At 52.4% G+C, this 11,519-nt stretch carries 7 protein-coding genes; 6 read left to right on the forward strand and 1 reads right to left on the reverse strand.

Going from position 1 to position 11,519, the window contains the following annotated elements; all coding sequences use genetic code 11:
- The first annotated feature begins 725 nt into the window (after window positions 1-725).
- From QBK88_RS30160 to QBK88_RS30170, 3 genes are all read left to right on the forward strand, one after another.
- Window positions 726-3,605: a ribonucleoside-diphosphate reductase subunit alpha gene (locus tag QBK88_RS30160; RefSeq protein WP_277964954.1), complete on the forward strand. Its 2,880-nt coding sequence runs from the start codon at window positions 726-728 to the stop codon at window positions 3,603-3,605.
- Between the two features lie 496 nt (window positions 3,606-4,101).
- Window positions 4,102-4,302 (forward strand): YhfG family protein, encoded by a 201-nt coding sequence (locus QBK88_RS30165; RefSeq protein WP_277964955.1) that lies wholly within the window; start codon window positions 4,102-4,104, stop codon window positions 4,300-4,302.
- Between the two features lie 587 nt (window positions 4,303-4,889).
- Window positions 4,890-6,137 (forward strand): ribonucleotide-diphosphate reductase subunit beta, encoded by a 1,248-nt coding sequence (locus QBK88_RS30170; RefSeq protein WP_158158622.1) that lies wholly within the window; start codon window positions 4,890-4,892, stop codon window positions 6,135-6,137.
- Between the two features lie 38 nt (window positions 6,138-6,175).
- On the opposite strand, the gene QBK88_RS30175 is transcribed toward QBK88_RS30170, so the two are convergent.
- A complete protein-coding gene (locus QBK88_RS30175; protein WP_277964956.1) occupies window positions 6,176-6,604 on the reverse strand; it encodes a DNA mismatch endonuclease Vsr in 429 nt (142 codons plus the stop codon).
- A gap of 222 nt (window positions 6,605-6,826) precedes the next feature.
- Between QBK88_RS30175 and QBK88_RS30180 the strand changes: the two genes are divergently transcribed.
- The 3 genes from QBK88_RS30180 to QBK88_RS30190 are packed head-to-tail and all read left to right on the forward strand — an operon-like array spanning window position 6,827 to window position 11,152.
- Entirely contained in the window at window positions 6,827-7,804 is a 978-nt protein-coding gene (locus QBK88_RS30180) for a DNA cytosine methyltransferase (RefSeq protein ID WP_277964957.1), read from the forward strand.
- A 25-nt stretch (window positions 7,805-7,829) separates the two neighbouring features.
- A complete protein-coding gene (locus tag QBK88_RS30185; RefSeq protein ID WP_277964958.1) occupies window positions 7,830-10,046 on the forward strand; it encodes an ATP-binding protein in 2,217 nt (738 codons plus the stop codon).
- Window positions 10,046-11,152, forward strand: coding sequence for a response regulator (locus QBK88_RS30190; RefSeq protein ID WP_277964959.1), 1,107 nt, complete (start codon window positions 10,046-10,048; stop codon window positions 11,150-11,152). Before QBK88_RS30185 ends, QBK88_RS30190 begins: the two co-directional genes overlap by 1 nt.
- The last annotated feature ends 367 nt before the right edge of the window (window positions 11,153-11,519 follow it).

Genomic DNA, 11,519 nt, shown 5'->3' on the forward strand with positions numbered 1-11,519 from the left:
TGCATCAACCCCGCACAGGGCCCGGTGGCCCAGTCTGAACTCATTTTTGGCTCCTTACCCATACGGTTGGTCACAGCATGCCAAAAACGCCTCGGTATCGGCATTTTTTTATGGTAGGGTGCGCGCCCGCAAAATTCCGACAGGCGTTTTTGCCGCAGAAAAACCCCCGCGTCACAGCCCCAGGCAGGTAGGACGCGGCCTACGCAAACGAGTACCTTTTCCTGCACAAATTACCCACAAGTTATCCACAGAACACTCTGTTGCAATAAGCCCCATACCGCACTATCTTGTATCCCCGGCGCTGGAAACCACTACATCTTGGGTTTTTAATCAAAAGCCAAGCACAACTCCAGCGCAAAACTCAAGTCTTGACTCGGCCTTTTTAATTCCGACCAAGCGACTTTATTTCAGGGCCTTGGCGCACACGCGAGAGGCCGTTTGACTCCCTGGCGAACGAACCTCGTTCCACCTGGGAAGCAGTATGTTCAACACGCAGCAACGCATTATTCACCAGGGACGGGATTTCCGGCGAAACCCCTCCCCTGTCCAGTTGCATGAGCACCCGGTGACCCGGGGGGTGTGACAACGTCGTGCAGCACAGGGCCCCATCAGTGGAGGCCCCGTTGCCACGTTTCCCATCACAGGTCATCGGGCGTTCGGCTTCAGGACGGAACGGTGGGCGCCACCATGGCGCCCAAACAAACATTAAGAATGTGGAGACACAGATGCAGACCGACACAACTCGCGAGAACCCGCAAGGCCAGGCGCCCCAGGCCCCAGCATCCAACCAGGATCTGAACGCCACCGCGCCGGGCCAGCTGCGCGTGATCAAGCGCAACGGAACCGTCGTGCCTTACACCGACGACAAAATCACCGTCGCCATCACCAAAGCGTTCCTCGCAGTTGAAGGCGGCACCGCTGCCGCTTCGTCGCGCATCCACGACACCGTGGCGCGCCTGACCGAACAGGTCACCGCGACCTTCAAGCGTCGCATGCCTTCGGGCGGCACCATCCACATCGAAGAAATCCAGGACCAGGTAGAACTGGCCCTGATGCGTGCCGGCGAGCAGAAAGTGGCCCGCGACTACGTTATCTACCGCGACGCCCGTTCCAAGGAACGCGCCGTGCGCACCACCGCCGAAGCACCGGTCGATGCCCACCCCAGCATCCGCATCACCCTAGCCGACGGCAACCTGGCGCCGCTGGACATGGGCCGCCTGAACACCATCATCACCGAAGCCTGCGAAGGCCTGGAAGAAGTCGACGGCGACCTGATCCAGCGTGAAACCCTGAAGAACCTGTACGACGGCGTGGCCCTGAAAGACGTCAACACCGCGCTGGTGATGACCGCCCGTACCCTGGTAGAGCGCGAGCCGAACTACTCGTTCGTGACGGCCCGCCTGCTGATGGACACCCTGCGCGCCGAAGGCCTGGGCTTCCTGGAAGTGGCCGAGAGCGCCACCCACCACGAAATGGCCGACCTGTACGCCAAAGCGCTGCCGGCCTACGTGGCCAAAGGTATCGAATTCGAACTGCTGAACCCGGTTCTGGCCGAGTTCGACCTGGAAAAACTGGGCAAGGCGATCAACCACGAGCGCGACCAGCAGTTCACCTACCTGGGCCTGCAAACCCTGTACGACCGCTACTTCATCCACAAGGATGGCGTGCGTTTCGAACTGCCGCAGATCTTCTTCATGCGTGTGGCCATGGGCCTGGCCATCGAAGAGAAAAACCGTGAAGAGCGCGCGATCGAGTTCTACAACCTGCTGTCGTCCTTCGACTACATGGCCTCGACCCCGACCCTGTTCAACGCCGGCACCCTGCGCCCGCAACTGTCCAGCTGCTACCTGACCACCGTGCCGGATGACCTGTCGGGCATCTACCACGCCATCCACGACAACGCCATGCTGTCCAAATTCGCAGGCGGCCTGGGCAACGACTGGACCCCGGTTCGTGCGCTGGGTTCGTACATCAAGGGCACCAACGGCAAGTCGCAAGGCGTAGTGCCGTTCCTGAAAGTGGTCAACGACACCGCCGTGGCCGTGAACCAGGGTGGCAAGCGCAAGGGCGCTGTGTGTGCCTACCTGGAAACCTGGCACCTGGACATCGAAGAGTTCATCGAACTGCGCAAGAACACCGGCGATGACCGTCGTCGTACCCACGACATGAACACCGCCAACTGGATCCCTGACCTGTTCATGAAGCGCGTCTTCGATGACGGCAAGTGGACCCTGTTCTCGCCAAACGAAGTGCCAGACCTGCACGACCTGACCGGCAAGGCCTTCGAAGAGCGCTACGAGTACTACGAAGCCCTGACCGAATACAACAAGATCAAGGTATTCAAGACCATCCAGGCCAAAGACCTGTGGCGCAAAATGCTGTCGATGCTGTTCGAAACCGGCCACCCATGGTTGACCTTCAAAGACCCGTGCAACCTGCGTTCGCCACAGCAGCACGTAGGCGTGGTCCACAGCTCGAACCTGTGCACCGAGATCACCTTGAACACCAACAAGGACGAGATCGCCGTCTGCAACCTGGGCTCGATCAACCTGCCGAACCACATCGTGGGTGGCAAGCTGGACACGGCCAAGTTGGAGCGCACTGTCAACACCGCCGTACGCATGCTCGATAACGTGATCGACATCAACTACTACTCGGTGCCACAGGCCAAGAACTCCAACTTCCGCCACCGTCCGGTTGGCCTGGGCATCATGGGCTTCCAGGACGCACTGTACCTGCAGCACATCCCTTACGGTTCCGACGCTGCCGTCGAGTTCGCCGACAAGTCGATGGAAGCGGTCAGCTACTTCGCCATCCAGGCCTCCTGCGACCTGGCCGACGAGCGCGGCGCCTACGAGACGTTCCAGGGTTCGCTGTGGTCCAAAGGCATCCTGCCACTGGACTCGCAACAGATCCTGATCGAAGCCCGTGGCCAGAAGTACATCGACGTCGACCTGAACGAAACCCTGGACTGGGCCCCGGTCCGTGCCCGCGTTCAGAAAGGCATCCGCAACTCGAACATCATGGCCATCGCACCGACCGCCACCATCGCCAACATCACGGGCGTGTCGCAGTCGATCGAACCGACCTACCAGAACCTGTACGTGAAATCGAACCTGTCGGGCGAATTCACCGTGATCAACCCGTACCTGGTACGCGACCTGAAGGCCCGTGGCCTGTGGGACGCGGTCATGATCAACGACCTGAAGTACTACGACGGTTCCGTGCAGCAGATCGAGCGCATCCCGCAAGAGCTCAAAGACCTCTACGCGACCGCCTTCGAAGTGGAAACCAAGTGGATCGTCGACGCCGCCAGCCGTCGCCAGAAGTGGATCGACCAGGCTCAGTCGCTGAACCTGTACATCGCCGGCGCCTCGGGCAAGAAACTGGACGTGACCTACCGCATGGCCTGGTACCGTGGCCTGAAAACCACCTACTACCTCCGTGCCCTGGCCGCGACCAGCACCGAGAAGTCGACCATCAACACCGGCAAACTCAACGCCGTGTCGAGCGGTGGCGACAGCGCCCCGGTGCAGGCAGCCGGCCCAGCGCCAGTGCCGAAGGCTTGCGCCATTGACGAGCCGGATTGCGAAGCTTGCCAGTAAGGTTTGAGCGAGCAGCCTGACACCAGGCAGCCCGCCATCCTTGAAAAAACCAACCTCACCTTGCGGTGGTGGTTGGTTTTTTTATGCTTCACAGGTTGCCGGGAAAGTTGGTGGCGCGACCACAGATCTGCAGTGAGCAAACAAGGCGGAGCAGGCTATGCCCCAGGCATAACTGGCCCTGAACAGATGTGGGACCGGCCTTGGCCGGGAAGCGCCGCGCGGGCGGCGCTCGATTTCAAAGGCCCAGGAAAAACCAAGACATGTATCTGATGGCCTTGACGAAGTTGCAAGACGGGCCGACAGAATGCTCATCGGAGCGCTTGCCTGCGATCGCATCAGGCCTCCAGCTTTCCCGGCAAGCCGTGAAGAACCTTTTCCCTTTGGGACCTGGCGAAGCTCCGGAATAGCCCATCCAGAATCCAGACAATCGCTGTAACACCGCAACCGACCTGAGCTCCTCCATCTTCCTTAAAATCCCCCCTTCACGGGAGGTACGATGCAACCTACATCATTCCAGGCCAAAAAGGCTTACTACGCCAAAGTGCGCCGATCCAACTACTTGGCGAGCCTGCGCTTGGCCGGTTTTGATACAACCAAAGCGGACCTTCAGGTTCCCCTACCCAGCAAAGAAGAGATCCTCAAGAAATTCCGCGGTGACGCCTGTTCTCCCGCTGATCGGATTCCTTTGCGCCGCTAGCGGCCCGCACCCGAAAAATCTCGCCCTGTGGTCGCCGCTTCTTTCATCTACAAATGCCCGATTCAGCAGGCTGCGGCAGTTGGCCGCGACCACAACACGCCCTGTGAATCCGAGTGCGCGCACCGCCCAAAAAACTACATGCAGTGGCAGCCTAAATAAAAAGACACCACATACGGTATTTTTGTCTATAATTCTGGTCGACCAATAGAGCACCGAAGTTCGACGTACGTGCTACCGTTCCTCTTCCCTTTACGTTGAGGGGAATGGCGTCGATGAACACGGGCGAAGCAAAATTCCGTTATACTTCGCCCCTCAATCAAGGGTAGATCCGATGAATCACTACGCGCTCCAAACTGGGCCACACGCCAGATATCCGAAGCGTACGTCGAAACGTGGTTCTGCTCTGCCTGCGTGCAACGGTCATTCGACCGGCTGACAGCAACGATCCCGAATTTATAACCAGATCGACGAGGAATCTGCATTCCTCAAGACGTCGTATTGTCCACTTGGCGCTACGTCGTAAAAGTACTCATCTTAAAATCCATCCGGTCGCCCGCGGGCGACCCTCGAGCAGGAGCCTCATCACCATGCTGAGCTGGGACGAATTCGACAAAGAAGAAGGCGAGCAACCCGCCAAAGGCGCCAACGCCGGCCACGCCGCTGAAGCCGCCATGGACAAACTCGACAGCGCCGGTGCCGGTGCTGCCAAGGAAGCCCGCGCCGTGAGCTCCAACGACTCCGCCGCCGTAGCCCGCGCCAAGGCCGCCCTCGACAAACTCGACGTCGCCGAAGGCCTGGCCGAGCTCGAAGGCTCCGCTGCCCGCGTTGCCGTTGACGAAAAGCGCATGATCAACTGCCGCGCCGACCTCAACCAACTCGTGCCTTTCAAGTACGACTGGGCCTGGCAGAAGTACCTGGACGGCTGCGCAAACCACTGGATGCCGCAAGAAGTCAACATGACCGCCGACATCGCCACCTGGCGTAACCCGGAAGGCCTGACTGACGACGAGCGCCGCATCGTCATGCGCAACCTCGGCTTCTTCAGCACCGCCGACTCCCTGGTCGCCAACAACCTGGCCCTGGCCGTCTACCGCCTGATCACCAACCCGGAGTGCCGCCAGTACATCCTGCGCCAGGCCTTCGAAGAGGCGATCCACACCCACGCCTACCAGTACTGCATCGAATCGCTGGGCATGGACGAGGGTGAAATCTTCAACATGTACCACGAGATCCCATCGGTCGCCAAAAAGGCAGCCTGGGGCCTGAAATACACCCGCGCCATCTCCGACCCGGAATTCAACACCGGCACCCCGGAAACCGACAAAGAACTGCTGCGCAACCTGATCGCCTACTACTGCGTACTGGAAGGCATCTTCTTCTACTGCGGCTTCACCCAGATCCTCTCCATGGGCCGCCGCAACAAGATGACCGGCGTTGCCGAGCAGTTCCAGTACATCCTGCGCGACGAGTCCATGCACCTGAACTTCGGTATCGACGTGATCAACCAGATCAAGATCGAAAACCCGCACTTGTGGGATGCTGAACTGAAGGAAGAGGCTTCGCAGATGATTCTGCAGGGCACTCAGCTGGAGATCGAATACGCTCGGGACACCATGCCTCGTGGCGTGCTGGGCATGAACGCGGCGATGATGGAGGACTACCTCAAGTTCATCGCAAACCGTCGCCTGTCGCAGATTGGTCTGAAGGAAGAGTACCCAGGGACTACTAACCCGTTCCCTTGGATGAGCGAGATCATGGACTTGAAGAAGGAGAAGAACTTCTTTGAGACTCGGGTTATTGAGTATCAGACTGGTGGGGCGTTGAGCTGGGATTAATCCACGTTAAAAAGGCTGCTTGTTGCAGCCTTTTTAAACTAATCTTTCATGCTTTCCAAAGGAATTTCAGAGAGTAGCCTAGCTGTTAACCGCTCCTGATTTCGAAGCTCACACTCCCACACCACCATGACTCGCCAACCAAGCGAGATTAATTGCAACTCGACCCGTATATCTCGTTGCTGGTTACTCTGAAATTTTTTTAGCCAAAACTCCACATTTGTTTTTGGCATGTAACTAAACTTACACCCTGAATGGCGATGCCAAAAGCATCCGTGGACGAACAGACACAATTTATGCTTAGTAAAAACCAAATCAGGTGTACCAGGCAAAGTAGCGCAGTGCAAGCGAAACCTGAACCCTATGGCATGGCAGATAGAGCGCACATTCTTTTCTGGCTGTGTGTCTGAACTACGGATACGTGCCATATTCCTCGACCGCTGGAGGGAATCAAAAATATTCGCACACATATGTGCCCTCTGGTCAGGTATTGAGTCGTCCAAGCCATGCCGAGTACATCATCGGTTAAAATTGATGGCCAAAAGCCATTCTCCTGGGATATGGTAGCAATACCACGTTACCGCCTAAGCTGATTTGGCTCCGGGGTTCGCCACCCTGACGGCACCTGTTTTATAATCTAGCCCAGATATCGTAGGAATTCAAAGCCCTACAGACAACATAGGAAAAAAGATATGGGTCACATACGTGCTTTTGACATGTTCTGTGGTGCGGGAGGAAGCAGCCTAGGCGCACGTCAAGCAGGAGTCGAGGTCGTAGGGGGGATTGATATTTGGGGTCCTGCAGCGGAATCTTTTCGTCTAAATTTTCCTAAAGCCAAAATCTTCAATGAAGATCTTAGGCCGCTCTGCCCTAGTGAAGTAATAAAAAAAATCGGCCCAATTGATTTGTTAATATCCTCTCCGGAATGTACACATCACACATGCGCGCGCGGAAGCAAACCAAGATCTGAAGAGAGTCGAGACACCGCTTTTGACGTAGTTCGATTCGCCTCAATAATGAGGCCAAGGTGGATTACGCTTGAAAATGTTGTACATATGAAACCTTGGCCAAGATATAAAGAGCTGCGCTCTGAAATTGAATCTCTTGGCTATCATGTACGGGAGCAAATCATCGATGCATCCCAATTTGGTGTTGCCCAGCGACGTCGGAGGCTATTTATGATTGCCGACCTATTGGGAATGCCAGATGAAGTTCAGCCTACGGATATCTGCCAATCAACTGTTTGGGATATTTTAGACCGTAGCGGACAATACAAAATGACACCACTTCGAACACCTAAAAGAGCGAAAGACACACTTGCTCGTGCTGACCGCGCAATTAAAGCCTTAGGCCCAAATGAATCTTTTCTCATAGTATATTATGGAACTGACGGTGGTGGCGGGTGGCAGCCAATGGATGCACCACTTCGCACCGTTACAACAGTAGATAGATTCGCGTTCGTTACTCCCACTACGGAGGGACATATGATGAGGATGCTACAGCCTGAGGAACTGCGGAAAGCCATGGGCTTTCCCGAAAACTATATTTTTCCAGCTGTTACCAGAAGAGACAAAGTCAAACTAATGGGCAATGCAGTTTGCTCTCCGGTAATGACCGCCATCGTTGAATCTTTAAAGTCAAAAAAATTTACGACCACCGCAGCGGCGTGAATTTTTAATTTCTTAGGACGAGAAAATGCCGACTCAAACTCCCCCATCCCGTTTCAGACCTCGCGCACGTATTATGAAAACTCTTGGTGAGGAACTTATCAGTAGTGATAGCGTCGCCATCATCGAACTAGTAAAAAATGCATATGACGCAGACGCGCAGGACGTATTGATTCGCTTCATCCCGCCCCTGGACTTAGATGCTGGCTGCATTGAAGTAATTGATAATGGAAAGGGGATGAGCCTGGAAACCGTTTTAAACTCGTGGATGGAACCTGCCACTCCGAACAAAGTTTCCTTACACACATCTAAAAAAGGCCGCAGAGTGCTTGGTGAAAAAGGAATAGGCCGATTTGCTAGCGCACGTCTATCGGAGGAACTAGAATTAATTAGCCGGCAAGCAAATTCCGAGAGTGAAACTGTAGCCATATTTGATTGGAGTCAATTTGATGATGAAGACAAATTCCTTGATGAAGTCGAAATTACCCTAGACTCTAAGCCAGCAGAAACAATTTCAATTACGAATGATACATTTTCAAAAGTTTTCCGCTCTGAAAAATTAGTTGATCCTAGTCAAGCCCACGGAACAATTCTCAAAATGTCTCGCCTAAAAAAAAAATGGGGTGCGACCCACTTTGAGGAGGTTCAACAGGGGCTTTCACGCTTGGTTTCACCTTTTTTGGAAATGTCCGACTTCAGAATTTCAATTGAGGCGCCGGCCGGATTTGAACATTTTTCAAGCGAAATCTCCCCTCCCGATGTAATAAACTATCCCCACTACAAAGTGAATGGAGATGTTTTTGAGGACGGTCGATACGAACTCGATTTCGAAATTTTAGCTACCGGAAAAACTCACCAACTGAAAGGATACTTTTTTCTACACCCCAAGGGCGGATGGGTTATGAACCCAGACCTAATTGATCAAGAAAAGCTAAATGAACTTCCACGTCCTGTATGTGGGCCTCTGAAAGTAGAACTGCGTGTATGGGATCGAGACGAACTGGGGAACATAACCCAGGTACTCGGGGGCACTATTGCAAGCGTACGCAAAGACCTAGATAACTTCGCAGGCATCAATATTTACAGAGACAATTTTCGGGTTATGCCCTATGGCGAACAAAAGAATGACTGGCTGCGCCTTGATTTACGCCGAGTATTAAAACCCACCTTCAGGTTATCCAACAACCAAATTGTAGGCTATATATCCATATCGGCAAATGGAAATCCAGGACTCAAAGACCAGTCTAACCGCGAAGGACTGAGAGAGGGTCAAGCTTACTCTGACCTTCATGATATAATGATAACGATTATATCAAAAATGGAAGAGCTCAGATACGTATCAAAAAAGGGAGATAAGACCGATAAAAATACTCCAAACAAAGCTCCTAATGGCTCACTATTTAGTTTACCAAACTTATCAAATATTCGCGAACATTTATCCAAGCAGCATCCGGCCGATGCTAAAGCGAAAGAATTAGTTGATTCTATTGAAGTTGACATGCACTCAAAGATGGAATCGATCAAGGCAGTAGTCGCGAGATATAGCGGCCTTGCGACCTTAGGTAAGCTAGTTGATGCACTACTCCACGAAGGTCGGCAGCCGCTCGCAACGATCTCCACTCAAGCAAATATGAGTACCAGCGGTCTGACCAAGTACATAAAAACAAAAGACAGTTCTATAATAGAGAAAACGCTTGATAGGTTACAAAAGATAGACAAGCAATCCAAGGTACTGGCTGCTATATTCAAAAGAATCGAACCTCTCGGGGGACGCCGCTCAGGACGCCCTCCAAAGCTGTATATTGAAAAGCTTATTGAAAACTCATTCGAAATTTTCGAGACCCAGCTTTCAGATGCGGGTATTAATTACAGGCTCCCCAAGAGCCAAACTCTAGTCACTTTGGACCAGCACGAAGTTCAGCAAATATTCGTGAACCTTATAGACAATAGTATATATTGGCTACAATTGGTAGATAGAGAAAAGAGAAATATCGAAGTTACTTTAGAGAGAAAACCCGACGGTGCTCTGGAAATTGAGTTCTCTGATAGTGGCCCCGGAATAGCAGCCGAAGATCGAGACTCTATATTTGACTCTTATTACTCTAGCAGGAGTGGAGGAGCGGGCTTAGGACTCGCAATAGTTGGAGAAATCGTGTCGAGCTACTACAATGGCTCGCTCGAATTACTTGAGCATGGAAACTTGCCAGGCGCATGCTTCCAAATTATTCTAAGGAAGAGAGTTTAATGATGATTTGGAACTTCTTAATTGTTGATGACAACAAAGAACTTGCAGAGCAAACCAAGGAAATACTTGTCGATACTTGGGACAATGAGGACACCACCGTATTTTGCGATATTGTAACAGACTTTGAAGAAGCAAAATCATTAGCTCTCAAAAGCAAATATGACCTTGTTGTCCTGGATTTAAAAGATGATACCGCTCACGGCAAGGAGCAAGAATACAAGGGTGAAGAAGTTCTAAACTTTCTACGCTCATCTCACTTCGTGCCGGTAGTATTCTACACAGGCCACGCCCACAAAATTCAGTCACTTCAAACCCCAGTAGTTCGTGTTGTCTCTAAAGGAGATGATGATGTAACTAACCTTCGCCTTGCCGTGACAACCATCTTCGACACCAAGCTCCCGACATTACTCAAACGTATACATGAGTTACAGCGCGAATATCTTTGGGACCACGTTGATAAATTCTGGTCAACTAATACCGACAGTTACCCAAAGGAAGAGTTAGCTTTTCTACTGGCGCGAAGGTTAGGCACAGTTCTGTCAGGTGATTCTATCAGAAATTTCTTAAACGGGACCACCTCCGGATCGGACATCGCGCACCCAGTCGAGATGTATATTTGGCCACCTATCGGAATAGGTCCAACCGCAGGTGACATTATCCTTTGGAAAGATCAACACTATGTAATTATGAACCCCGCTTGCGACTTTGCGCAAAATAAAATTGAAAATATAGTTCTTATTAAGTGCGAGCCTATCGAAAAACAAGTTGAATACATCAAGTTAAAGGAATTAAAACTTGCGGAAGCAGAATACTCACTAAAGTCCCTTACTTGCCTGGTAAGGGACCGCAGAGATGGAAAGGGTGTACAGCCAGAACGATTTAAGTTCTTCCCTAAAACCCACTACATCCCGACATTAGTTGCCGACTTTCAGTCCATAACCACTATAGACATAAACACCTTTTCAGCTGACACTAAGCGAATAGCGACTCTTGACACTCCATTTGCGGAGGCACTGCTGAGTGGTTTCTCTCGGTACTATGGGCGTATTGGTGTCCCAAACTTAGACTCAGCCGCTCTCGCGCAGCATATATACGACACCATTTAATAATTATTCTGCCACAAGGACGTGGCAGAGACATTTCGTAACCCTTCACGCATGCGGCTTAGTATGCCAAATCTCCACAATCGGCTTTTCATATTCCCCATCGATATTCCACCTCAGCAAATCCAGAACTAATCACATACGAATCCATCCAGTCATATTGCACAACTTTAAATTGTGACACCATCCCTTCCTCTTAACCGCTTTAATTGTAAGGTAACCGCTCCATAAACCACACATTCAAAGCCGCTGCGTGATCTCGGATGCTGTGCTCCCGATTTCTTTCTGGAGTCCGCCAGCCATGATGCGTCCCGACGCAAAAGTCGAAAAAGTGTACCTGTACCCCAAGCCCGTGGACTTCCGAAAGTCC

Source organism: Pseudomonas sp. RIT-To-2, assembly GCF_029623465.1.
GTDB lineage: Bacteria > Pseudomonadota > Gammaproteobacteria > Pseudomonadales > Pseudomonadaceae > Aquipseudomonas > Aquipseudomonas silvicola.

Excerpts from the sequence above, each read along its gene's own strand:
- QBK88_RS30160 (WP_277964954.1), top strand. The coding sequence starts at position 726 with ATGCAGACCGACACAACTCGCGAGAACCCGCAAGGCCAGGCGCCCCAG.
- QBK88_RS30165 (WP_277964955.1), top strand. The coding sequence starts at position 4,102 with ATGCAACCTACATCATTCCAGGCCAAAAAGGCTTACTACGCCAAAGTG.
- QBK88_RS30170 (WP_158158622.1), top strand. The coding sequence starts at position 4,890 with ATGCTGAGCTGGGACGAATTCGACAAAGAAGAAGGCGAGCAACCCGCC.
- QBK88_RS30175 (WP_277964956.1), bottom strand. The coding sequence starts at position 6,604 with ATGTGTGCGAATATTTTTGATTCCCTCCAGCGGTCGAGGAATATGGCA.
- QBK88_RS30180 (WP_277964957.1), top strand. The coding sequence starts at position 6,827 with ATGGGTCACATACGTGCTTTTGACATGTTCTGTGGTGCGGGAGGAAGC.
- QBK88_RS30185 (WP_277964958.1), top strand. The coding sequence starts at position 7,830 with ATGCCGACTCAAACTCCCCCATCCCGTTTCAGACCTCGCGCACGTATT.
- QBK88_RS30190 (WP_277964959.1), top strand. The coding sequence starts at position 10,046 with ATGATGATTTGGAACTTCTTAATTGTTGATGACAACAAAGAACTTGCA.